The sequence below is a fragment of the Amycolatopsis sp. NPDC051903 genome, from assembly GCF_044452505.1.
GTDB lineage: Bacteria > Actinomycetota > Actinomycetes > Mycobacteriales > Pseudonocardiaceae > Amycolatopsis.
The window spans coordinates 26,422-47,994 of sequence record NZ_JBITBT010000042.1; the positions used below are offsets into that span (position 1 = coordinate 26,422).

Annotated in this window: 22 protein-coding genes and 1 pseudogene; 10 read left to right on the forward strand and 13 right to left on the reverse strand. The window is 71.6% G+C overall.

All coding sequences use genetic code 11. From position 1 onward, the window contains the following. Window positions 1–2: 2 nt before the first annotated feature. The 5 genes from ACIA77_RS44200 to ACIA77_RS44220 are packed head-to-tail and all read right to left on the reverse strand — an operon-like array spanning window position 3 to window position 4,990. The gene (locus ACIA77_RS44200; protein ID WP_395892159.1) at window positions 3–1,259 is read right to left on the reverse strand and encodes a CaiB/BaiF CoA transferase family protein; all 1,257 of its coding nucleotides are present in this window, start codon (window positions 1,257–1,259) and stop codon (window positions 3–5) included. Window positions 1,260–1,264: 5 nt separating this feature from the next. Continuing rightward, the gene (locus ACIA77_RS44205) at window positions 1,265–2,923 is read right to left on the reverse strand and encodes an acyl CoA:acetate/3-ketoacid CoA transferase (RefSeq protein ID WP_395892160.1); all 1,659 of its coding nucleotides are present in this window, start codon (window positions 2,921–2,923) and stop codon (window positions 1,265–1,267) included. Beyond that, on the reverse strand, window positions 2,920–3,675 hold the full coding sequence (locus ACIA77_RS44210) for an SDR family NAD(P)-dependent oxidoreductase (RefSeq protein WP_395892161.1): 756 nt from the start codon (window positions 3,673–3,675) through the stop codon (window positions 2,920–2,922). The genes ACIA77_RS44205 and ACIA77_RS44210 overlap by 4 nt, the downstream gene beginning before the upstream one ends. Next, complete coding sequence (locus ACIA77_RS44215; RefSeq protein ID WP_395892162.1) at window positions 3,675–4,178, reverse strand: MaoC/PaaZ C-terminal domain-containing protein; 504 nt, start codon at window positions 4,176–4,178, stop codon at window positions 3,675–3,677. The genes ACIA77_RS44210 and ACIA77_RS44215 overlap by 1 nt, the downstream gene beginning before the upstream one ends. Further along, window positions 4,175–4,990, reverse strand: a complete 816-nt coding sequence (locus ACIA77_RS44220) for a sugar phosphate isomerase/epimerase family protein (protein ID WP_395892163.1) — start codon at window positions 4,988–4,990, stop codon at window positions 4,175–4,177. The genes ACIA77_RS44215 and ACIA77_RS44220 overlap by 4 nt, the downstream gene beginning before the upstream one ends. Window positions 4,991–5,146: 156 nt before the next feature. Here ACIA77_RS44220 and ACIA77_RS44225 point away from each other — a divergent pair, with 156 nt between their 5' ends. Continuing rightward, the gene (locus tag ACIA77_RS44225; RefSeq protein WP_395892164.1) at window positions 5,147–5,962 is read left to right on the forward strand and encodes an IclR family transcriptional regulator; all 816 of its coding nucleotides are present in this window, start codon (window positions 5,147–5,149) and stop codon (window positions 5,960–5,962) included. Window positions 5,963–6,014: 52 nt separating this feature from the next. Here ACIA77_RS44225 and ACIA77_RS44230 read toward each other — a convergent pair whose 3' ends face one another. The 3 genes from ACIA77_RS44230 to ACIA77_RS44240 are packed head-to-tail and all read right to left on the reverse strand — an operon-like array spanning window position 6,015 to window position 8,873. Beyond that, complete coding sequence (locus tag ACIA77_RS44230) at window positions 6,015–6,860, reverse strand: ABC transporter ATP-binding protein (RefSeq protein WP_395892165.1); 846 nt, start codon at window positions 6,858–6,860, stop codon at window positions 6,015–6,017. A gap of 52 nt (window positions 6,861–6,912) precedes the next feature. Continuing rightward, window positions 6,913–7,956: an ABC transporter substrate-binding protein gene (locus ACIA77_RS44235; protein WP_395892166.1), complete on the reverse strand. Its 1,044-nt coding sequence runs from the start codon at window positions 7,954–7,956 to the stop codon at window positions 6,913–6,915. A gap of 53 nt (window positions 7,957–8,009) precedes the next feature. Beyond that, complete coding sequence (locus ACIA77_RS44240; RefSeq protein WP_395892167.1) at window positions 8,010–8,873, reverse strand: ABC transporter permease; 864 nt, start codon at window positions 8,871–8,873, stop codon at window positions 8,010–8,012. A gap of 458 nt (window positions 8,874–9,331) precedes the next feature. Between ACIA77_RS44240 and ACIA77_RS44245 the strand changes: the two genes are divergently transcribed. The 4 genes from ACIA77_RS44245 to ACIA77_RS44260 all read left to right on the forward strand — a co-directional run bounded on the left by ACIA77_RS44245 (window position 9,332) and on the right by ACIA77_RS44260 (window position 14,468). Beyond that, window positions 9,332–10,141 carry an IclR family transcriptional regulator gene (locus ACIA77_RS44245; RefSeq protein WP_395892168.1) on the forward strand — a complete coding sequence of 270 codons (810 nt, stop codon included), beginning with the start codon at window positions 9,332–9,334 and terminating at the stop codon, window positions 10,139–10,141. Between the two features lie 126 nt (window positions 10,142–10,267). After that, a complete protein-coding gene (locus ACIA77_RS44250) occupies window positions 10,268–11,497 on the forward strand; it encodes a PucR family transcriptional regulator (RefSeq protein WP_395892169.1) in 1,230 nt (409 codons plus the stop codon). A 154-nt stretch (window positions 11,498–11,651) separates the two neighbouring features. Beyond that, entirely contained in the window at window positions 11,652–13,982 is a 2,331-nt protein-coding gene (locus tag ACIA77_RS44255) for a molybdopterin cofactor-binding domain-containing protein (RefSeq protein WP_395892170.1), read from the forward strand. 9 nt (window positions 13,983–13,991) lie between these two features. Further along, complete coding sequence (locus ACIA77_RS44260) at window positions 13,992–14,468, forward strand: (2Fe-2S)-binding protein (RefSeq protein ID WP_395892171.1); 477 nt, start codon at window positions 13,992–13,994, stop codon at window positions 14,466–14,468. Between the two features lie 38 nt (window positions 14,469–14,506). On the opposite strand, the gene ACIA77_RS44265 is transcribed toward ACIA77_RS44260, so the two are convergent. Further along, window positions 14,507–15,637: a phosphoribosylaminoimidazolecarboxamide formyltransferase gene (locus tag ACIA77_RS44265; RefSeq protein WP_395892172.1), complete on the reverse strand. Its 1,131-nt coding sequence runs from the start codon at window positions 15,635–15,637 to the stop codon at window positions 14,507–14,509. A gap of 137 nt (window positions 15,638–15,774) precedes the next feature. On the opposite strand from ACIA77_RS44265, the gene ACIA77_RS44270 reads away from it, so the two are divergent. Further along, window positions 15,775–16,173 (forward strand): molybdopterin-binding protein, encoded by a 399-nt coding sequence (locus tag ACIA77_RS44270; RefSeq protein ID WP_395892173.1) that lies wholly within the window; start codon window positions 15,775–15,777, stop codon window positions 16,171–16,173. Between the two features lie 41 nt (window positions 16,174–16,214). Here the strand turns inward: ACIA77_RS44270 and ACIA77_RS44275 are convergent. Then, window positions 16,215–16,835 (reverse strand): annotated as a pseudogene (locus ACIA77_RS44275) (IS481 family transposase); the annotation flags it as partial. A 273-nt stretch (window positions 16,836–17,108) separates the two neighbouring features. Here ACIA77_RS44275 and ACIA77_RS44280 point away from each other — a divergent pair. The 3 genes from ACIA77_RS44280 to ACIA77_RS44290 are packed head-to-tail and all read left to right on the forward strand — an operon-like array spanning window position 17,109 to window position 18,729. Beyond that, window positions 17,109–18,128, forward strand: coding sequence for an Acg family FMN-binding oxidoreductase (locus tag ACIA77_RS44280; protein WP_395892174.1), 1,020 nt, complete (start codon window positions 17,109–17,111; stop codon window positions 18,126–18,128). A gap of 15 nt (window positions 18,129–18,143) precedes the next feature. Continuing rightward, the gene (locus ACIA77_RS44285; protein WP_395892175.1) at window positions 18,144–18,377 is read left to right on the forward strand and encodes an SHOCT domain-containing protein; all 234 of its coding nucleotides are present in this window, start codon (window positions 18,144–18,146) and stop codon (window positions 18,375–18,377) included. A gap of 52 nt (window positions 18,378–18,429) precedes the next feature. Next, window positions 18,430–18,729, forward strand: a complete 300-nt coding sequence (locus ACIA77_RS44290) for a hypothetical protein (RefSeq protein ID WP_395892176.1) — start codon at window positions 18,430–18,432, stop codon at window positions 18,727–18,729. Here the strand turns inward: ACIA77_RS44290 and ACIA77_RS44295 are convergent. Then, complete coding sequence (locus ACIA77_RS44295; protein ID WP_395892177.1) at window positions 18,687–19,892, reverse strand: FAD-dependent oxidoreductase; 1,206 nt, start codon at window positions 19,890–19,892, stop codon at window positions 18,687–18,689. The genes ACIA77_RS44290 and ACIA77_RS44295 overlap by 43 nt on opposite strands. Before the next feature lie 67 nt (window positions 19,893–19,959). Here ACIA77_RS44295 and ACIA77_RS44300 point away from each other — a divergent pair, with 67 nt between their 5' ends. Beyond that, window positions 19,960–20,430 (forward strand): MarR family winged helix-turn-helix transcriptional regulator, encoded by a 471-nt coding sequence (locus ACIA77_RS44300; protein WP_395892178.1) that lies wholly within the window; start codon window positions 19,960–19,962, stop codon window positions 20,428–20,430. Between the two features lie 32 nt (window positions 20,431–20,462). Here ACIA77_RS44300 and ACIA77_RS44305 read toward each other — a convergent pair whose 3' ends face one another. Both ACIA77_RS44305 and ACIA77_RS44310 read right to left on the reverse strand, forming a co-directional pair. Further along, window positions 20,463–21,161: a cation transporter gene (locus ACIA77_RS44305; protein WP_395892179.1), complete on the reverse strand. Its 699-nt coding sequence runs from the start codon at window positions 21,159–21,161 to the stop codon at window positions 20,463–20,465. Beyond that, complete coding sequence (locus ACIA77_RS44310; RefSeq protein WP_395892180.1) at window positions 21,158–21,508, reverse strand: ArsR/SmtB family transcription factor; 351 nt, start codon at window positions 21,506–21,508, stop codon at window positions 21,158–21,160. The genes ACIA77_RS44305 and ACIA77_RS44310 overlap by 4 nt, the downstream gene beginning before the upstream one ends. Between the last annotated feature and the right edge of the window lie 65 nt (window positions 21,509–21,573).

The window sequence follows — 21,573 nt, forward strand, 5'->3', positions numbered from 1 at the left end:
GGTCAGGACCAGGCGGGGTCGCCGCCGGCGCGTTCGCGGTCGGCCTCGGAGCCGACGACACCGGCGGCCTTCAGCTGTGCGATCCGGTCGGCGCTGAGGCCGGCGGCGGTGAGGACGTCGTCGTTGTGCTGGCCGATCTTCGGCGGGACGTGCCGCAGCCGCGCCGGGGTGTCCGAGAGCGCGACGGGCATACCGACCCAGCGGACCGTGCCCACTTTGTCCACTTCGGACTCGATCACGAGCCCGTTGTGGCGCACCTGCGGGTCGTCGAACACCGCGTCGTACTCGTGCACGGGCGCCACGAGCACGTCTTCGGCTTCGAACCGGGCCATGATCTCGGCGCGCGGGAACTTCCGGATGGCGTCGGCGAGCAGGCGGTGCGTCTCCTCGGTGTGCTCGCGCAGGCCTTCGATCGTCCGGAACCGCGGGTCCTCGACGTGTTCGGGCGCGAGCCCGCAGGCGCGGGCCGAGCGCCGCCACTGCTCGTCCACGTAGAACTCGCCGATGAGCGTGAACCACAGGCCGTCGGCGGCTTCGTAGTAGCCGTACAGCGCGGTGTTGTGGGCGTGGGCGATCCCGGCGGACGGCCGGTCGAACCGCTGGCCGGTGTTGAGGTAGGTCGTGCCTTCCTGCAGGTGGCTGGTGATCGCGGCGTTCAGCAGGTTCGAGTCCACGACCTGGCCGCGGCCGGTCTTCTCCCGCGCGGCGAGCGCGATCATCATGCCCTGCGCGAACTGCATGGACGCGAGGTAGTCGACCATGAACGTGCCGACGGGCACCGGGCCGGTCTCCTGGCTGCCGGTCAGCGCCATCAGGCCGCTGATCGACTGGGCGGCCAGGTCCTGGCCCCGCCGGTGCACGTACGGTCCGGACAGCCCGTAGCCCGACGCGTACGCGACGATGATCCGCGGGTTGATCTCCGACAGCGCGTCCCAGCCGAACCCGAGCCGGTCCATCACGCCGGGGCGGAAGTTGCTCGCGACGATGTCCGCGTCCTTCGCCAGTGCGTGGATGAGCTCCTTGCCCTCCGGCGATTTCACGTCGACGCTGATGCTCATCTTGTTGCGGTTGGTCGCGGACCAGTGCGGGCTGAACCCGTTGGCCAGGAACGGCGGCTGGAAGCGGCCGATCTCCCCGGCGTCGATCCGCTCGACCTTGATCACCTCGGCGCCGAAGTCGGCCAGGACCTGCGTGGCCGACGGGCCTTGCTCGAGCTGCGTGAAGTCGAGGATGCGGACGCCTTCGAACGCATCGGTCATGAGGACTACGGCCTTTCTGTGGTCTGCCGGCCGGTTTTGTCGCGGCCGGTCTTGTCGGGGCCGGTCTTGTCCCGGCGCGGGCGCGGTTTCAGCCCGGCCGGCTCGGGCCGGAACAGGCGCGGGTCCATCAGGCGGGGTTCGCCGCGCAGCACCGGCGTGAACCCCATCCGGTCCAGCACGTCGCGCTGCAGGTCGGCGCCGGGCGCGACCTCGATGAGCTCCACGCCGTCGGGCGCAAGCCGGAACACCGCGCGTTCGGTCACGTAGAGCACTTCCTGGCCTGCCGCCTGGGCGCGTTCGGCGCTGAAGCAGATGTGGGAGACCTCGTCGACGAACTTCGGGTAGCGCCCGTCCTGGGTGATGACAAGCTGCCCGTCGGTGATCCCGACTTCGAGCCCGCCGCCGCGCAGGGTGCCGCAGAAGACGATCGTGCGGGCCTTCTGGCTGATGTCGATGAACCCGCCGGGGCCGATCGGTTTCCCGCCGGCGGCGGCCACGTTGACGTTGCCGTGCCGGTCGACCTCCGCGTACGCGAGCCCGGCGAAGTCGAGCGCTCCGCCGTCGTAGAGGTCGAACTGGCTCGGCATGTCCACGATCGCCGACGGGTTGATCGCGGTGCCGGAGTCGAGGCCGACACCGGGCAGGCCGCCGAAGATCCCCTGCTCCACCGTGAGCGTGAAGCGATCGAGGAACCCTTCTTCCAGCGCGACGTAGCTGATGCCGTTGGCCATGCCGACACCGAGGTTGGCAAGATCGCCCTCGTGCAGCTCGATCGCCGCCCGGCGCGCGACCACCTTGCGCTGGTCGAACGGCAACGCCTCGACTTGCGTCGGGCGGTTCGGGAACGTGCCGGTGCGCCGCGGGTCGGCGACCGTGATCGGCGTCTGGTTCGGGAAGTCGGTGAGCACCACGTGGTCCACCAGCGGCCCGGGGATGCGGACGCGGTTCGCCGGGAGCTCGCCGCGGTCGACGAGCCGCTTCACCTCGACGAGCACCAGTCCGCCGCTGTTGTGCGTGGCCTGCGCGATCGCCAGGTTGTCGGCGAACGCGGCTTCGTCGTCCATGCCGATGTTGCCGTCGACGTCGGCCTCGGTGGCGCGCAGCAGCGCGACGTCGAGGTCGAACCGCGGGTAGAACAGCCACTCCTGGCCGCCGACGGTCACCAGTTCGCTCAGGCCCGTGGTGGTACGCGCGTTCATCCGGCCCCACTGCCGGCGCGGGTCGACGAACGTGCCGAGCCCGATGTCGGTGAACAGGCCGGGCCGGCGCGCGGCGATCTCCCGGTACAGCAAGGAGATCGTACCCGCGGGCAGGCCGATGGCCTCGACCTCGTCGCGCGCGATCACGCCCTGCTCCCGGGGCGAGAGCACGAAGTGCGAGCCGATGAAGCGGCGCACGAGCCCGGGGATCGCGAGGTGGTCGACACCGCGGCCCTCGTGGTCACCCAGCCCCATCACGTGCACGACGGTGAGACCGGCGGGCGAACCGCCGTCCTCCCACCGCCGTTCGAGCGCCGCGAGCAGCGTTTCCGGAACCTGCAGCAGAGAGCCGGTGCCGCCGACCGCCACGGTCGCGCCGCCGGGCACGAGCGCGACCGCCTCTTCCGGGGACAGGTGCACGTTGGTGCGGTCCCGCCCGGACGGTGCCGCGTCGAGCGGGATCACAGCATCACGTCCCCACCGCACACGTTCACGCATTCGCCGGTGATGTAGGACGCGTCGTCGGACGCCAGGAACGCCACCGCGGCGGCCACCTCGTCGGGCCGGCCGATCCGGCCCAGCGGGTTGGTGGACAGGCGGCGCTCGAGCGCTTCGGCCGCGTCCTGGCCGGTGATGCGCCCGACCTGCTCGCTGCCGAAGTCCGACAGCGGCGTGTCGATCCGCCCCGGCGCCACCGCGTTGACCCGGATCCCGCGCGGCGCGAGCTCGGCCGCGAACGACTTCGTCAGGCTCAGCACGGCGGCCTTCGACGCGGCGTAGTTCGCCGACAGCGCATTGGGCAGCAGCGCCTGGATGGAGGCGACGGTGACCGCCGCGCCGCCCTCGCGCAGGCACCGCGCAGCCAGCTGGAGGGTGAGCATCGTGCCACGCGCGTTGACGTCGAGCACGCGGTCCCAGTCGGCGACGGTCAGCTCGCTCGCGGGCGCGAAGGTCTGGATCCCCGCGTTCGCGACGACGACGTCCAGCCGCTCGCCGACGGCGGCGAACGACGCCGGGTCACCCACGTCCAGGGTGCGCGCCTCGGCGGTGAACCCCTTGTCCCGCAAGGATTCCACCACGGCCTTCGCCTGTGCCGGATCGACGTCTGCCACCACGACTTCGGCGTCTTCGGCCGCGAGCCGCGCGACGATCGCGTGGCCGATGCCCCGGCCGCCACCGGTGACCAGCGCGCGCTTGCCGGCGAACCGCCCGGCCATCAGCCGGCCTGCCCGCTCGCGGTGACGCCGGCCAGCGGCACCTTCGACAGCAGCTCGACCTTCTGCCCCCGCTGGCACACGCGCCCGTCCTGGTCGACCACCTCGACGTCGAAGGTCACGATGGCCTGGTCCGGCTTGGACTTCGAATCGCGCATCTCGGCGACGGAGTAGTTCACGAAGATCGTGTCGCCGAGGAAGATCGGCGCGACGAACCGCCAGTCCTTGATGCCCAGGAACGCGATCGCGGTGTGGCGCAGCAGCTCCGTGCGCGGCCACATCAGCCCGTGCGCGTACGCCAGCCCGAGCATGCCGTGAGCGATCCGGCGGCCGAACTGGCTGGCCTTGGCGTACACGTCACTGGTGTGCACCTCGGAGTAGTCCCCGGTGAGCCCGGCGAAGCCGAGGACGTCGGCGTCGGTGATCGTGCGGCCCGGGCTGCGGAACGAGAGACCGACGGACAGGTCCTCGTACAGCAGTCCCTGCCGGGGGATCTCCTTGCTCATGCGTGACTTCCTTCCTCTGCCCCGACAGCGGTGTCGTCGAGAGCGGTCTTGAGCGAACGGGCGGCGTCGGGCGCCGGCAGCGACCGGAAGCGGTCGCCGAGCACCTCGATCTCGAGCGCGCCCCGGTACCCGGCTTCCCGGGTCAGCTTCACGAATTCCCGGAGCGGGACAACCCCCTCGCCCGGGAGCCCCCGCGGCGGCAGCAGGCCCGGCTCGGGCACGACCCAATCGGCGAGCTGCACGGCGGCGATCCGGCTACCGGCCCGGCGCAGGCCGGCGGCGAGCAGCGGATCCCACCACAGGTGGTAGCTGTCGACGGCGATCCCGAGGAACGGTGAGTCGAACTCGTCGGCGACGTCGACGGCCTGCGCGAGGGTGACCAGCCACGACCGGTCGGCCGCGAGCACGGGGTGGAACGGCTCCAGCGCGATCACGACTCCCGCGCGTTCCGCGGCGGGCACCGCGAGTTCGAGCGCGGCGCGCAGGTCCGCGCCGGCGGCCCGCGGGTCGGCCGGGCGTGGTGGCCCGGCGATCACGACGAGCACCCCCGCGCCCAGCTCGGCGGCTTCGCCGAGCGCCCGCACCGTGTCGTCGTGCCCGGCCCGGTCGAGGACCCCGCCGCGGCACACCGTGTCGACGCGGATGCCCGCCTGCGCGGCCGCGCGCGCCGTCGCGCGAGCGCCGCGGTATCCCGGCGCCTGCCGCCACACCGCCAGCGCGTCGAACCCGGCCACGGCCGCGGCGAGCGCGAACTCGCCGGTGTCCAGGTGCCGGAAACTCCCCTGGCTCAGCACGGTTTCGACGGGCGGCACTCGGGCTCCTTCGACGCAGGTGCACCACAACTGGAACGGTCTTCAAGAGTGGAACACCGTTCTGATAAATTGTCAATCAGCCGAAGAACACACAGAGCACCGCCGTGGCAGCGCTCGGCTACGCTAGCCGGACGACGGTGCGGAGAACGGGGAGCGATGGCAGCAGGAGCATTGTCGCGCGGTCTGGGCGTGGTGCAGAGCATGGTCGGGCACCCGGAGGGGCTGCCCCTGGCTCGTATCGCCGAGGAGCAGGACCTGCCCAAGAGCGCGGCACACCGCATCCTGGTCACCCTCGTCGAAGAAGGGTTCGTGCGCCAGCACGAGCCGTCGGGCAACTACGCGCTCACGTTGAAGGTCGTCGGCCTCGGCCTGCGCCACCTCGCCAGCAGCACGATCTTCGAACTCGCCGTGCCCGTGCTGGCCCGGCTCGCCACAGAGTCCGGCCAGCTCGTCCGGCTCGGCCTCGTCGACGGTGAGCAGCTGCTGTGGGTGGCCAAATCGCAAGGCGCCCGGGCGGGCCTGCGCTACGACCCCGATCCCGACCACGGCTCCGAGATCCCGTTCGCGTCGTCGGCCAGCGGTGTCGCGTGGCTCTCGCGGCTCACCGACGACGAAGCCCTGCGCCTGGTCGCGCGCCAGGACTACGACGAGCGCCACCCCGCCGGCCGCAACGCACCCACCAGCCTCGCCGAAGTCCAGGCCCGCATCCACGAAGCCCGCGAACGCGGCTGGGCGCACGTCCACGACAGCGTCGAAGAAGGCATCTCCGCGATGGCGACCCCCTTGGTCGACCCGGACACCGGCACGCCGCTGGGCGTCGTGAGCATCGCCGGCCCGAGCCTGCAGCTGCCGGACTCGCGCATGCGGGAACTCGCACCGCGCCTGCTCGAAACGGCCGCGGAGCTGTCCGGCCTCGCCGGCAGCCTGTCGCAGGAGATCCGCGCCCGTAGCGAGCTCGGCGCTTCGAGCTGACCCGCGCCGCCGTCCCGGTGCCCGCGCCGCGGCGCACACCGGGACAGCGCCGTCACGACTCGCGGCCGGTGGTGGGCACCTCGATCCCGTGCAGGACACCCATCCGCTGGAACTGCTTGTAGATGCGGTCCACGTAGGCGAAGAACTCCGGCGACTCGCCGAGCACGATCGGCCGGGGCCGGGGCAGCTCGACCACGACTTCGTCGACGATCTCCCCCGGGCTCGGGCTCATCACGAAGATCCGGTCGGACAGGCCCACGGCCTCCTCCACCGAGTGCGTGATGAACACGACCGTCGGGCGCCGCTCGAGCCACAGCGCTTCCAGGTCGGTGCGCACCTGCAGCCGGGTGAGGGCGTCGAGCGCGCCGAACGGCTCGTCCATCAGGATCACCGACGGGTCGTGCACCAGCGTGCGGATGAGCGAGACGCGCTGGCGCATGCCACCCGAGAGCTGCCGCAGGTACCGCGACTTGGCCTGGGTGAGGCGCAACTGCTCGAACAGCTCGTCGGAGCGGGCCTTCAGCTTCGTCCGGTCCAGCCCGCGGATCTCGGCCTGCAGCAACACGTTCTTCTCCGCCGTGCGGAAGTCGAGCAGCAGGTGGTCCTGGAACGCGATGCCGACGTCGGTGATCGGGCCGGTCACGGGCTCGCCGCCCACGGTGATGGTGCCGGCCGAGCGCTCCAGCAGGCCGGCGACCATGAGCATCAGCGTGCTCTTGCCGCAGCCGGACGGGCCGACGACCGAGACGAACTCGCCCGGGGCGATGTCCATCGACACGTTCCGCACGGCTTCGAAGGGTTTGTCGGTCTCCTCGCCGAAGACCTTGCCGACGCCGTCGACGACGATCGGTGTGCTCGCCGCCCGGGTTTCGGAGCCGGCGGACTGCGCGGCGGTCATGATCGGGACCTCCCGGAAGCGGGTGCTGTTCGCGGAGTCATCACGCCGGGCCTCACTTGACGGGGCACGGCTGCAGATCGGCCGGCAGGTAGTCGTAGGTGTAGTACTTGGTCGGGTCGATCCCCTTGGGCAGCAACCCGACCTGCGAGAGCAGGTCCTGCGTCTTGGCCCATTGGGCGGGTTCGGCCTTGCCGAGGAACTTGGCGCCGCCCGCGCACAGCAGGTTGCTGCCGATGATCGCCTTCAGCTCGGCACCGGAAGCCTTGTCCGCCTTGGCACCCCACAGCTTGTTCACGTCCGCGGTCGCCTTGTCCGGGTTCGTGGCGGCGAAGTGCCAGCCCTGCAACGACGCCTTGACGAACGCCTTCGCCTCGTTCGCGTGCGAGGAGGCCCAGTCCTTGTCGGCGAAGATCGACGTGCTGACCGTGGGCACGCCGTTGGTCGCGAACGGCGCGACGAACAGCTGCCCGGCGTTCTGCTGCTCGAGCTGAACCTGGTAAGCGTCCGTCGACCCGAGGATGGCGTCGACCCGGTGCTGCAGCAGCGATTGGACCAGCGACGTGGGCGCCAGGTTCACGAGGTCGACGTCCTGTGCGGACAGTCCGTTGGCCGAGAGGAACAGCGGCAGCATCGTCGCCTGGGACGACGGGACCGGGGTGCCCACCTTCTTGCCCTTCAGGTCGCCGACCGACCGGATGCCGCTGCCCGGGAGGGCGAGGACCGCGTTCGGGTTCGACTGGTACACCGTGGCCAGCACCGACAGCGGCGCCTGCTTGGCGATCAGCTGCGCGGTGGCGGTGGAGTCGGCGTAGCCGATCGAGGCCTGCCCGGAGGCGACCATCTGCGCGGTCAGCGACGAGCCGGTGCCGGGCACGATCGTGACGTCGAGGCCGGCGGCCTTGTAGTAGCCCTCCTCGAGCGCCGCGGCGAACCCGGCGTTCGAGCCGCCCGGCGGGAAGTTCAGCTGGAAGCTGAGCTTCGTCCCGCCCGAGCCGGCGGACGAGGCCCCGGAGCCGTCGGAGGAGCAGGCGACGCCGAGCGTCGCGACGACGACGGCGACACCGGCGGCGAGGGCCTTTCTGATGGCGGCGTGCATGGGAAGACCTTTCGGTTTCAGGGAGGGGATTCGGGGAGACTGCGGGCGCCGCATCAGGTGAGCTTGGCGCGCTGCCACGGGGTCAGCAGGAACTCGATCAGCTCGACGAGGTAGTTCAGCACCACGCCGAGCAGCGTCAGCAGCACCAGGACCGCGAAGACGGTCGTGGCGTCGAGGGTGTTGGTGGCTTGCAGCAGCACGTACCCGAGCCCGCTGTTGGACCCCACGAACTCGGCGACGATCGCGGCGGTGGCCGCCATCGTGGCCGACGTCTTGAGCCCGGAGAAGATCACCGGGAGCGCGGCCGGGAACCGCAGGAAGCGGAACGTCTGCCAGCCGCTCGCCCCCATCGACCGCGTCAGGTACAGCAGCCGGGTGTCCAGGATGGAGAAGCCGCTGATGCTGGAGACGAGCAACGGGAAGAAGGTCATCAGCACGGTCAGCAGGAGCTTCGAGCTGAAGCCGAGCCCGAGCCACACCACGAACAGCGGCGCGACGGCGACCTTCGGCACGAGCTGCACGAGCATCACCGGCGGGTAGATGATCTGCTTCGCCGCGAGCGACCGGGCGACCAGCAGCCCCAGCGGGATCGCGATCACGATCGAAATGCCGAAGCCGAGCAGGACCTCGGCGATCGTCGTCTGCGCGTTCTCCCACAGCACGGGCCAGCCGGTGAAGATCTGCTCGAACACCGCCCACGGGCTCGGCAGCAGGTAGGCCGGGATGTTCAGCACGGCGACGACCAGCGCCCAGAGCGCGATGATGCCGACGAACGTGGCGATCGGGACGACGCTCCAGATCCGCTGCCGCACCCGCCGCCGGCGCGCCGCGGCCGAGCGTCCGGCGGGCGGCGGCGCGGGCGGCCGGGCGTCCTTCGGCGGGGGCGCGTCCTGTGCTGCCGACAGCGACGAAGACATCCAAACTCCTTTGTTCGAAAGGTGCGGCCGAGTTCGCGGCCTCGGTGGCCGCGAGAAGTGGTGCGGGAATTCAGGCGCGACGTGGCTGCCGGCGGTGCCGTCCGGCGCGCCGCCGGCGAGAAAGCGGTGCCCCGCAAGAACTGCGGGCGCCTCGGCGCCGCGGGTTCCGTCCACTCGGGACGGTGGCTTCGCTGCCACTGGTCATCGTCGCGCTCCGGACGGGTCAGGCGAGGTGCTCGCGCACGGTGTCGGCGGGAGTCATCGTCGGCTCCTTTTCGGTTCTCGGAACCCGGCCCCGGGTGGGCCCGGTGTCTCCGCGAGGGCGACAGTGCACCACAAGATGGAACGGTCTTCAAGAGTGGAACACCGTTCTGATACGATGTCAATCGACCGATGACCAACCCGAGCGCGCCCGGCCGCGGTGGCCGGACCTCGGCGCGGCGGAGAGCGGGGAACCCATGGCAGCAGGGGCGTTGGCGCGCGGGCTGGGCGTGCTGCAGTGCCTGGTCGGCCACCCGGAGGGCCTGCCCCTCGCCCGGATCGCGGAGGCCGTGGACCTGCCCAAGAGTGCGGCCCACCGGATCCTGGTCACCCTCGTCGAGGAGGGGTTCGCACGGCAGCACGAGCCCACCGGCAACTACGCGCTCACCCTCCGGATCGTCAGCCTCGGCCTCAAGCACCTGGCCAGCAGCACGATCTTCGAGCTCGCCGTACCCGTGCTCGCGCGGCTCGCCACGGAGTCCGGCCAGCTCGTGCGCCTCGGTCTCGTGGACGGCGAGCAGCTGCTGTGGGTCGCCAAATCCCAGGGCGCCCGCGCCGGCCTGCGGTACGACCCCGATCACGGCTCGGAGGTCCCGTTCGCCTCCACCGCCAGCGGTGTCGCGTGGCTGTCGGGCCTCAGCGACAACGACGCCCTGCGCCTGGTCGCGCGCCAGGACTACGACGAGCGCTATCCCGCCGGCCACAACGCGCCCACCAGCCTCGCCGAGGTCCAGGCCCGGATCCAGGAGGCGCGTGCGAAGGGCTGGGCCCGCGTCCACGACAGCGTCGAGGAGGGCATCTCGGCGATGGCCACTCCCCTGGTCGATCCCGACAACGGGGCGCCGCTGGGAGTCGTCAGCATCGCCGGGCCGAGCCTGCAGCTGCCGGACTCGCGCATGGAGGAACTCGCACCCCGGCTGCTCGAAACGGCTGCGGAATTGTCCGGTTTGGCCGGCAGCCTGTCCCAGGAACTGCGGTCCCGCAACGGGTACGGCGTAGCGGGCTGACCCGCCCGGCGCACTCTCCACAGTGGACTCGGCGGCGACGCGGGCGCTCAGCCCGCGACCGGCACTCCAGCGGGCTAGCATCGAGGCCCGGCCGCGAGGCCGTCGACGTCGGGGTGGTGGTGTGCCGTGGGCTCTGGAGAACCCCAGGAGGGACCGCAGGCCGCGGCGGCGCACGTGCTGGCCACCGCGCTGCTGGGCCGGGTCGGTGACCTGACGGACGAGCTGGTCGGGACCATCAACGACCAGAACCCGGGTTACCGGCAGCTCAACGTCGTGCCCGACGACGACCTGTGGAAGTCGTGCCACGACAACCTCGAGCGCGTGCTGCAGCTCGTGGCCGAGTGCGGTGACGAGGCCGAGCGGACGGCCCAGTTCTTCGACGCCGCCCGCGCGACCGGGCAGCGGCGCGCGCAGCAGCGGCTGCCGCTGGACGACCTGCTGCGGTCGTTCCGCATCGGCGGCCGGCTGCTGTGGCAGGCCTTCATCGCCGAGGCCCGCGCCGAGCACGCGGCCGATCCCGACGACCTGCTCGACCTCGCGACCCGGATCTGGGAGCTGGTCGACGCGCTCTCGGCCCAGGTCGCGGCGTCCTACCACGCCGCCGAGCAGACGCTGGTCCGCGCCGACGAGCAGCGTCGAGCGGCGCTGTGGGAAGGGCTGCTGCAGGGCCGTGCGTCCGACGCCGCGTTCGCCTACGAAGCGGCGCGGATCCTCCGGCTGCCGGTGGACGGGGCGTACGCCGCGGTCACCGCGCCAGGGCGGCTCGCGACGAGCGAGCTCACCGAGGAACTCGGCCGCGGCCTCGACGACGCGGGTATCCGCTCGGCGTGGCAGGTGCGCGCCGACGTGCTCGTGGGGCTCGCCGCGCTGCCGGCGTCCGGCACCGCGGACCTCACGAAGGTCCTGGGCGCCGTCCGCGGACCCGTGGGCGTTTCGCTCGTCGTCGACGGGCTCGCCGAGGTGCACACCGCTCACCGGCAGGCCGTCCTCGCGCTGCGGACCGTGCCGCACGGTTACGAAGCCGTGGTGTGCCTGGCCGAGCGGCTGCCCGAGGCGATGCTGCTGAGCTCACCGGAGCTCACCGCTTCGCTGATGCAGCAGTGGCTGCGCGGACTGCTGGACCTGGCCGGAGACGAACGGCGCGTTCTGCTGCAAACCCTCGCTACGTGGGTGGAAACGGGCGGATCGGCCACGCGCGCCGGCCAGCTGCTGCACTGCCACCGCAACACGGTGCTCAACCGGATGCACCGGGTCGAGGTGCTCACCGGGCGCCGCCTCGACAGCGGCGACATCCCGCTTGAGCTGGCCCTCGTCGTGCGCGCGCTGCCGTTCCTCCCGCCGCGGCGCCCCGCGTGAGTGGCGGTGGTTGTGCGCCGCGCACAGCCGCGTTACGCCAAAAGTAGGCAGCCAGGTCATGGTGTCGCGGGGTGATGCGTGTAACACTGCGGCGCGCCCCGAACACTCCCCGCGCACTTCTCCGACAACGTCGTTCGAGAGGAACCCGCCGCACATGGCACAGCAGGACCAGTACACCCGGCCGGCCCCGGACGCGCCCCGGAACTTCGGCCGCCGCCGTTTCCTCGGGTTCGTGCTGGCGGCGCCGACACTCGCCGTCGCCGCGCAGATCACCCAATCCTCCCTGGCACCGCAGGAAGCCGACGCGGCGATCCCCACGCTGCCGCAGCCCGAGGACCTCTTCGACCTCGGCGATCTGCAGAACCTCGCCGCCGCTCCCACGTCCGGCCTCATCACCGTCCACATCGGAACCGACGGGCGCGCGGCGTTCGCCGTGCCGCGGTGCGAGGTGGGCCAGGGCATGACCACGGCGGTGGCGATGATCGTCGCCGAAGAGCTCGACCTGCCACTTTCGCAGATCGACGTCACGCTCGCCGACGCCCGCCCGGAGCTGCTGATGAACCAGCTCACCGGCGGGTCGAACTCGATGCGCAGCATGTACACGCCGATCCGCACCGCGTCCGCGATCGCCCGCTCGCGCCTCGTCGCGGCCGCCGCGGCGCAGTGGGGCGTGCCGGAGTCCGAGCTGCGCACCGCCGACGGCGTGGTCCACCACTCCAGCGGGAAGCAGGCGTCCTACGGCTCGCTGTCGAAGGCCGCGGCCGCCGCGAAGACGGCCACCGCCACGGCGCAGCTCAAGCCGAGCTCGGCGTTCACGGTGCTCGGCACGGCGCAGAACCGCATCGACGCGCTCGAGGCGGTGACCGGCCGCAAGCAGTACACCCTGGACCTCGACGTCCCCGGCGCGCTGCCGACGATGGTCGCGCGCCCGCCGACGATCAACGGCACCCCGCGCTCGATCGACAACGAGGCCGAGGTCAAGGCGATGCCGGGCGTCACCGACATCGCGGCGATCTCGCACGGCGTGGCGGTGCGGGCCGAGACCTTCAGCCTGTGCATCGACGCGATCCGCGCGCTGAAGGTGACCTGGGGTCCGGGCACCGTCGACGGCGAGTCCGACGCGACCGTGCTGAAGAAGCTCAAGGCCGCGCAGCTGCCGCTGGCCGTGCCCGGTGTGCTGACGCAGTCGATCGACGCGGAGTTCACCTTCGCGTTCGCCAGCAACAGCCCGCTCGAGACGGGTTCGGCGATCGCCGACGTGCGCGAGGACCGCGCCGAGATCTGGTCGTGCCTCAAGGTGCCGATCGTGGCGCAGGAGCAGATCGCGCAGGCCGTGGGACTGCCGCAGAGCTCGGTCACCGTGCACGTGACGCAGGGCGGCGGCTCGTTCGGCCGGCACCTGTTCCACGACGCGGCGCTCGAAGCCGCCGAGGCGTCGAAGAAGATGGGCAAAGCGGTCAAGCTCATGTGGTCGCGCACCGACGACTTCCGCCAGGGCCGCGTGCACCCGATGTGCGTGTCGCGCGTCCGCGCCACCTACGCGCTCGGCAACGTCGTGAGCTTCGAGCAGCGCCACACCAGCGTCCAGACGGAGTTCAGCCACGGCCTCGGCGAGATGATCACGTCGACGGCCTCGAAGCTGCCCATCGGGGGCAACCTCAGCTTCGCGGAGTCGATCTTCGAGCTGTCGCAGTCTTCGCCGTACAACTTCGGCGTGACCACGCAGCTGCTGAACGAGATCCCGCTGAAGTTCAACACCGGCAGCATGCGCAACATCTACTCGCCGAACGTGGTCACGGCCGAGGAGCTCGTGGTCGACCAGCTGGCGGCCAAGATGGGCAAGGACCCCGTGCAGTTCCGGCGCGACTTCCTGCGCGATCCCCGGCTGCGCGCGGTGCTCGACAAGGCCGTGCAGGTCGGCGAATGGGGCCGCAAGATGCCGGCGGGCACGGCCCAGGGCATCGCGCTGCACTCGGAGTACAAGGGCGCCGTCGCGGTGCTGATCGAGATCGACTGCCGGCCCGAGACGGTGAACCGCAAGGTCACCGAAGGCGTCACCGGTCCGCGCGTGACCAAGGCGCTCGTGGTCGTCGACCCCGGCTTCGCGATCAACCCGCGCGGTCTGGAAGCGCAGATGATCGGCGGTCTCAACGACGGCATCGCGATGTGCCTGACGTCCAGCCTGCACATCAAGGACGGCATCCCGCTCGAAGGCAGCTGGGACAACTACTTCTACACCCGCGAGTGGAACACGCCGCTCGAAACGAAGATCGTCATCATGCCGAACACCTCGGACTCCCCGTCCGGCGCCGGCGAGCTGGCCGTCGCGCCGTCGTTCGCGGCCGTGGCGTGCGCATACGCGCGTGCGGTGGGCAAGGTGCCGACCACGTTCCCGATCAACCACGGCACGCTCAGCTTCGAGCCGCTGCCGCTCGAACCCTCCACCCCGCCCTCCCCCGTCGACGGTCTCGACCACGCCTTCTAGGAGTCCCCTGTGCCCCAACACACCTTCAAGCTCAACGGCGAGCAGGTCACCGTGGAGGCCGAAGACACGGAGCGGCTCCTGTGGGTGCTGCGCGACCGGCTCGGCGTCAAGGGCCCCAAGTACGGCTGCGGGCTCGACGTCTGCAAGGCGTGCACCAGCCACATCAACGGCAAGGCCTTCAACCCGTGCTCGGTGCCCGTCTCGAAGATCGAGGCGACCGACGAGATCACCACGATCGAAGGGCTGCCCGCCACCGTCGGCCAGGACCTGCACCCCATGCAGGAAGCGTGGCTGCAGATGGACGTCGCCCAGTGCGGCTACTGCCAGCCCGGCCAGATCATGGCCGCGGTCGCCAAGGTGCGCCAGGCCCGCGCGGCCGGGCGCGACGTGTCCGACGAGGACCTCGACGAGATCCGCAACATCTGCCGCTGCGGCACGTACGCCCGGATCCGCGAGGCGATCGTGACGGGCGCGAAGAACATGTGACGGTGTGGGAGAGCCGGCCCGGCCCTCCCACGCCCCGTTCAGTGGTGGAACAACCTCAGTCCTGTGTGGACGAGTGTGATCCCGTGCTCGCGGCAGGCCGCCTCGACCTCGGGTGAGCGGACGGACCCTCCCGGTTCGGCGAGGTAACGGACCCCGTGCCGGCGTGCGTGGTCGACGTTGTCCCGGAACGGGAGGGCGCCGTCCGAAACGAAGGCGACGCCCTCGAGTGCGGCCAGCCAGCTCGTGCGGTCCCCGGCGGTGAGCTCGCCGGCCGGCTCGGTCAGCGCGTCGGCGAGGCGGCGGGTTTCGTCCGGGGTCAGGTCGCCCTCGGCGAAGCGGATCCGCCAGGTGATGCGGTCCTGCCGGCGGACCTCCGGCCGGAAGGTGAGCGCGCGGACGGCCGGGTGGCGGCGGAGCCACCACGTGGCGGTCTTCGCTCCGGCGAGCCGTGTGCAGTCCACCCGGGACTGCTGACCGGCGCCGATCCCCAGCGTCCTGCCGCCGCGGACGTAGCAGACCGAATTGGACTGGGTGAAGCGCACGACCACCAGTCCCAGCAAGAGGTCTTCGACGGCGTCGTCCGGCAGCTCGGTGTTCCCCAGCAGTGCCGCGGAGATCGGCGTCCGGTCCCGGTCCTGGGTGAGGCGGAGGCCGAAAGCCTCGCGTTCTTCCCGCTGCGGCGGGACGAACGCCGCATCGGCCTCGAGGACGAGGAACCGCCCGCTCTTCTTGCGGCTGAGCCGCTCGACCGTGCCGGGTTCGTAGCCCGGCGCGATGATCCCGTCGGACACCACGCCGCTCAGCACCTCGGCGAGCTCTTCGTCGACCGGGTGCGAAACCGCCGCAAAGTCCCCATAGGACGATTTCGGGTCGGCGTCCCGCGCGCGCAGGTACGCGCCCGCGACAGGCCTGACGCCGGAGCGGTTCGTGACCACGTCGTCCACCGGCCCCGCCACCGCCGCCCCCGCCGGGGACACGTGCTTGAACGACGCGGCGGCGGGCTTGCCCAGCGCCCCTGCCGCCTGCTGCACGAGCTGCCACGCGGTGAGCGCGTCCAGCACGTTGACGTAGGACGGTTCCCCGTGCACCACCCGCAGCGGCCACCGGCCGGGCGTCACGGGCGCGGCCTGGGCCGTCTGGTGCGGGTTGGTGCCGTAGCGCAAGTCCACTTCGTGCCCTCCTCAGCGGTTTCGCTGACGGAGGCGCCCAGGCGGTCGACGCTCGCGTCCGGTCACGGCCGCTCCCCGGTGGTCGTCCACCCTCGCCAGTCGCGGCCGGCCCGAGTCTAGCCGCCTATACTCGCCCGATGCCGCAGTACCGGATCTCCGAGGCCGCCAAGCTGCTCGGGATCAGCGACGACACCCTCCGCCGCCAGATCGACGCCGGCGCCGTCGCCGCGACCAAGGACCACGCCGGGCGCTCCGTCATCGAGGGTGCCGACCTCGCCGAGCTCGCCCAGCACCAGGCCGAGCCGGTGCGTGACCCGTCGCCCGTGCTGCGCTCGGCGCGCAACCGCCTGGTCGGCCTCGTCACCCACATCACCGCCGACACGGTCATGGCCCAGGTCGAACTGCAGTGCGGCCGGGAGCGCGTGGTGTCGCTGATGAGCACGGAGGCCGTGCGTGACCTGGGCCTGGTGCCGGGGTCTCTGGCGGTGGCGATCATCAAATCCACGACCGTGGTGGTCGAAACCCCGAACCTCTAGCTGTATTGCCGTTGGTCTGGGGCTGATAGGGCGGGTCCGGTGGCGGTCGCGGCGGTTTCGTCGTCGTGGATTTCGGCGTAGGCGACGCGGGAATGGTCGCCGAGCACGGTGTGCACGAACGAGGTCCCGATCTTCGGGTTGCGGTAGGCGTCGCGAAGTTTACCGGGTGTGGCGGCTCGGTTGTGCCTGCCCTGGTGGCGACCGACGAACCGCCATCCGCCCTGGTCGGAATGTTGCCGAGGTTCTTGACGTCGACGTGGACCAGCGATCGGGGTGGGGGTGTTCGCAGGCGCGGACCAGTTCGCCGGTGACCCGGTCGATGTGGGAGAGCCGGTTGATCCGGCATCGCCGGACCTGGTGCGCGGTCGCGGGTGCCCAACCGATGCGGGCGGCGATGGGAACCGCGCCGAGCTTGTGTTTAAAGCGCAGGTGCACGGTCGCTCGTACTGTCGGTGCCGGTGGTGTCCGGCGGGGGCTGTGCTGCGGCCGGCTGGAGCGATCGGTCATGGTGTGCTCACCGGCCTGTCGGACCGCTGGGCCCCGCGGTTCGCGGTCGGCCAGGACACCTGGAACCGTTCTGCGGCACGCGCGACCGGCCAGTGTTCATCGACGACCAACCGCGCCGATTTCAGACGAGCGCGTGGAGTCAGGTGCTGCGTCAGCGTGGACCACGAAGACCTCCGGTGAGCGGGTGGATGCCGTCAGACAGCTCCACACCACCGGAGGTCTTCGCCTATCAAGATCAATCAGATCGTGTCGTCACACGACCAACCTCTCCGATCACCACCCGCACACCTCGTCCAGGCCACGGCGCCCACCACGGCCATCGTGCGGCGAAAGTCCCACCGCCCGGGGAACTCCGACTCTCCAAGGGGACGGTCCGCGAGTGGCACGTTCGAGCCGACGACCTCCCGACACGACGAGGCGGGCGCGGCATGGACCACGGACACCCCGACAGCTTCACCGTCAACACCGCGGTGGCCATGGCCGTCCGCGCCCCCTCGGTGCACAACTCCCAGCCCTGGCGCTGGGCCGTCGGCTACCGCACGCTCCACCTCTACGCCGACCCTGCGCGCCGGCTTCCGCAGACCGACCCCGACCGGCGGGACCTCCTGATCAGCTGTGGCGCGGCGCTGCACCACGCGCGCATCGGCTTCGCCGCACTGGGCTGGGAGGCCGACGTGCACCGCCTGCCCAATCCCGCGGAGCCGGATCACCTCGCCGCGATCGAGTTCCGCCGCCGCGAGCCCACGGCCGGCGAGGTCGCGCTCGCCGCCGCCATCCCGCGGCGCCGCACCGACCGGCGCCGCCACAGCTCGTGGGGAGTTCCGCGCGGGTACCTCGAACCGATCGCCGAAGCGGTCGCCGACGAGGGCGTCGTGCTGCGGGTCGCCGAGGGCGCCGAGCGCTACTACCTGGCCACGGCCATCGAAGAAGCTTCGCAGCGGCACAACGCCGATCCCGCGTACCGCCTGGAGCTGGCGGCGTGGAGCGGCCGGCGCGCCGCTCCCGACGGAGTGCCCTCGCGCAACACCCCGCTGCCGGACGGCACCCCGGGGACGCTGCCGGCGCGGCCGTTCGCCGACCCCGAACTGGCCGAAGAGCCCGGCGCCGCCACCGAGGACGACGAAACCGTGCTCCTGGTGCTGAGCACCGCGTCCGACGACCTGATGTCCCGGCTGCGCGCCGGGGAAGCCACCAGCGCGGCACTGCTCACGGCCACCGCCTTCGGGCTGGCGTCTTGTCCCCTGACCGAGCCGCTCGAACTGCCGGACGTCCGCCGCACCGTGGAGCAGAAGGTCTCCGCCGGCAGCTTCCCGCAGATGGTGCTCCGCGTCGGCTGGGCGCCCGCGAACGCGGACCCCCTGCCCGCCACTCCGCGCCGCGACCTGGCGGACGTGCTGGCACCGCTCGACACGGCGCAGCTGCCCGGTGGCGCCGGCCGGTGGCACTGATCGGAGGTGGGCGAAATGTCTTACTGGCACTACGGAGACGGAGGCGGCTGGATCGGACTCGTCCTGGTGATCGTCGGACTGCTGGTCTTGTTCGCCGTCGCCGCGGTCGTCACGGCGCTGCTGATCCGGCGGACTCCGAAGGCCCCTTCGCCGGAAGACTCGGCCGTGGGGATCCTGCGCGAGCGGTTCGCCCGCGGGGAGATCGATCAGGACGAGTACGAACGCCGGCGCGCCGCGCTCGGACGCTGAACCCCGGTCCACCGTCGCCGCCAAGGTGCTGCGACAACGAAGGGAGCCACGCGTGCCGCGGGAACGTCATCAAGCGGCCGGGCGCACCGGCCGGCGCCGGTGGGCCGACCTCTCCCCCGGCGAGCAGCGGGTCGTGAAGGGTGCCGCGGCCGTCCAGCTCGCTCTGGCCGCGACGGCGTGGTGCGACCTCGCGCACCGCCCGGCGGATCAGGTCCGCGGCCCGAAACCCTTGTGGGCGGCGGTGATCGCCGTCAACTTCGCCGGGCCGCTCACGTACTTCGCCTGCGGCCGGCTGCCGGCGGGGAGAGATCAGGGCGCCGACAGCACCACCGGGTCCAGGCGAGGCGGGTAGGGGCCGTAGGCGTTGTCCCGGGCGCCTTTCGCGCGCAGCGCCGGAATGGCGAACAGGCGGCGCAGGAAGGCGGGTGGCTCGGCACCGCGGCCGCGCGCCCGGGCCCGGGCGGAGCGGCGTTCGACGCGGACCTGCTGGGCCTGCACCTTTTCGATCGCCGGCAAGCGGTCGCGCTGGATCGCGGCGAGGTCCTCGGTGGCCGGGGTGCCGTGGCGGAAGGCGGGCACGAGGCGGTTGGCCGCGGCGACGGCGTCCTGCACGGCCATGAGGATGCCGTTGCCGCCGACCGGGGAAATGACGTGGGCGGCGTCGCCGAGCAGGAGCAGGCCCGGGCGGTACCAGCGGTCCACGCGGGAGATGTCGACCGACAGCAGCGTGGTCTGGGCGAAGTCGGTCAGGAGGTGCACGCGGTCGGCCAGCCACGGCACCCGGGCGCGGACGAACTCGCGGACCGGTTCGATCCCCCGCTCGCGCAGGCGCGCGTAGTCGCCTTTCGCGACGCTGTAGCCGACCTGCCAGTCGCGAACGCCGCCGAGCACGCCGAGGTAGCTCTCCGGGCCGAAGTACAGCTCGAGGTCGGCCCCGGGCGGGTCGGCCGGGTCGCGCGGGAGGCGGAACCACAGGATGTCGGTCGTGGCGCCGAGCGACCGCGCGGGCAGGCCGGCCAGCCGGCGCACCGTGGAGAAGCGCCCGTCCGCGCCGACCAGGAGCTCGCAGCGGATCTCCCCGCGACGGTGCCGGACTCCCGCGACCACGCCCGTTTCGTCCGTCAGCAGACCGGTGACCTTCGCGCCCAGCTCCAGGGAGAACGTCGGCAACCGGGCCGCCTCGGCCGCGAGGAAGTCGAGGAAGCGCGCCTGTGGCATCAAGGCGACGTAGTCGAACGGCGTGTCGAGCCGGTCGTACGCCGCGACGCTGAAGGAGGCTTTCGTGGTGTGGAAGCGGAACGAGCGCGCCTTGTAGTGGCCGAGCCGCAGCAGGTCGTCGGCCAGCCCGAGCTGATCGAGGAGTTCCAACGTGTACGGGTGCAGCGAATCCCCGCGGAAGTCCCGGTCGAAGTCCTGCCGCGACTCCAGCACGGTCACCTCGACCCCGGCCCGCGCCAGCAGGTACCCGAGCACCATGCCGCCCGGCCCTCCGCCGGCGATGACGACGTCCACCACGAGCTCACCTCGCTAGATAGTCTAGCCAATTTCCCTAGAAAGACTAGCGACCGCTACCCTGACCCGCATGACGAACGGCGGCGAGCGGATCGGCCGCGCCCTGCGCGACCTCCTCGCGGAGGCGAGCCCGACGCAGGACTTCCTGGCGGCGCAGCTGGGCATCCATACCACCGACGCCGAGGCGCTGCAGCACCTCGCCCGCTCCGACCACCCGACCGGCACGGTCGAACTGGCCCGGCTCCTGCGCATCCGCTCCGCCTCGGCCGCCGTGCTCGTCGACCGGCTCGAAACCGCCGGGCACGTCACCCGCACCCCGCACCCCAGCGACGGCCGCCGCGTCGCCCTCCGCGTCACCGACTCCGCGCAGCAGGAGGTGCGGACGGTCCTCGCGCCTCTGGTCCACGACCTCGCCGCGCTGACGGGCGACCTGACCGCCGACCAGCAGGAGACCGTGCTCCGGTTCCTCGACGGCGCGGCTGCCGTGCTGCGCCGCTACCGCAGCACTCCCCCGGCAGGTTCGGACGGGTCACGGCACTAGCCGGCGCCACCGCGGAGAGATAGCCGACGGCTTCAGCAGCAGTGCTCGCCGCGCCAGGCTTCGCGACCTTCCTTGACGGCCACGGCCGCGATGACCAGCGCGACGATCGGATCGGCCCAGGACCAGCCGAACAGAGAGTTGAGCAGCAACCCGGCGAGCAGGACACCGGACAGGTAGGTGCACAGCAAGGTCTGCTTCGAGTCGGCAACCGCGCTGGCCGAGCCGAGCTCGCGCCCGGCGCGGCGCTGGACGTGGGACAGGACCGGCATCACGAGCAGCGACACGGCCGCGAGCACGATGCCCACGGTCGAGTGCCCGGCGGACTCGCCCCCGGCCAGGCTGCGGATCGATTCGACGGCCACGTAGGCGGCCAGCGCGAAGAACGACAGGGCGATCACTTTCAGCGCGGCGCGCTCGCGCGATTCGGGATCACGCCCGGAAAACTGCCAGGCCACGGCCGCGGCCGAGGCAACCTCGATCACCGAGTCCAGCCCGAAGCCGATCAGCGCTGTCGACGACGCGACGGAGCCGGCGGAGATCGCCACGACCGCTTCGACCACGTTGTAGGCGATCGTGCTCGCGACCAGCAGCCGCACCCGGCGCGACAGCACCGCCCGGCGCGCGGCGGACACCGGTGCCGGTGCCTGAGGAGCCGCGGCACAGCAGTCGTCCGCGCACTCCGCCGGCTGCGTGCTGAGCGGCAGGTTCAGTGGCTCACGGGAGTCGCTCACCGGGCCACCCTCGCGGTGGTCGCGACGGGCTCGTCGTTCAGGCACGGTTCCTCGGAGTCGACCGCCAGCACCACGTGGACGAGCTCGCTCAGCGCCTTCTGCAGGTGCGCGTCGGCCAGTTCGTAGCGCACCTGCCGGCCCTCGTAGGTCGCGATCACGAGGCCGCAGCCGCGCAGGCACGCCAGGTGGTTCGACACGTTCGACCGGGACAGCTCCAGCTGTTCGGCGAGCCGGCCCGGGTAGTGCACGCCGTCGAGCAGCGCCACCAGGATCCGGCACCGGGTCGGGTCGGCCAGCGCCTTGCCCAGCCGCGCCAGCGCGGCACCCCGCGTTTCACACGTCAGCATGGCCCGAACAGTACAGCCGTGGCTGATCTATCAGCAAGGGCTGAACAGTTGATCGGGTAGCGACG

What these genes read in the sequence shown, in the direction of transcription:
- ACIA77_RS44200 (WP_395892159.1), bottom strand. Translation starts at nt 1,259, where the DNA reads ATGACCGATGCGTTCGAAGGCGTCCGCATCCTCGACTTCACGCAGCTC.
- ACIA77_RS44210 (WP_395892161.1), bottom strand. Translation starts at nt 3,675, where the DNA reads ATGGCCGGGCGGTTCGCCGGCAAGCGCGCGCTGGTCACCGGTGGCGGC.
- ACIA77_RS44215 (WP_395892162.1), bottom strand. Translation starts at nt 4,178, where the DNA reads ATGAGCAAGGAGATCCCCCGGCAGGGACTGCTGTACGAGGACCTGTCC.
- ACIA77_RS44225 (WP_395892164.1), top strand. Translation starts at nt 5,147, where the DNA reads ATGGCAGCAGGAGCATTGTCGCGCGGTCTGGGCGTGGTGCAGAGCATG.
- ACIA77_RS44230 (WP_395892165.1), bottom strand. Translation starts at nt 6,860, where the DNA reads ATGACCGCCGCGCAGTCCGCCGGCTCCGAAACCCGGGCGGCGAGCACA.
- ACIA77_RS44235 (WP_395892166.1), bottom strand. Translation starts at nt 7,956, where the DNA reads ATGCACGCCGCCATCAGAAAGGCCCTCGCCGCCGGTGTCGCCGTCGTC.
- ACIA77_RS44240 (WP_395892167.1), bottom strand. Translation starts at nt 8,873, where the DNA reads ATGTCTTCGTCGCTGTCGGCAGCACAGGACGCGCCCCCGCCGAAGGAC.
- ACIA77_RS44245 (WP_395892168.1), top strand. Translation starts at nt 9,332, where the DNA reads ATGGCAGCAGGGGCGTTGGCGCGCGGGCTGGGCGTGCTGCAGTGCCTG.
- ACIA77_RS44255 (WP_395892170.1), top strand. Translation starts at nt 11,652, where the DNA reads ATGGCACAGCAGGACCAGTACACCCGGCCGGCCCCGGACGCGCCCCGG.
- ACIA77_RS44270 (WP_395892173.1), top strand. Translation starts at nt 15,775, where the DNA reads ATGCCGCAGTACCGGATCTCCGAGGCCGCCAAGCTGCTCGGGATCAGC.
- ACIA77_RS44280 (WP_395892174.1), top strand. Translation starts at nt 17,109, where the DNA reads ATGGACCACGGACACCCCGACAGCTTCACCGTCAACACCGCGGTGGCC.
- ACIA77_RS44285 (WP_395892175.1), top strand. Translation starts at nt 18,144, where the DNA reads ATGTCTTACTGGCACTACGGAGACGGAGGCGGCTGGATCGGACTCGTC.
- ACIA77_RS44300 (WP_395892178.1), top strand. Translation starts at nt 19,960, where the DNA reads ATGACGAACGGCGGCGAGCGGATCGGCCGCGCCCTGCGCGACCTCCTC.
- ACIA77_RS44310 (WP_395892180.1), bottom strand. Translation starts at nt 21,508, where the DNA reads ATGCTGACGTGTGAAACGCGGGGTGCCGCGCTGGCGCGGCTGGGCAAG.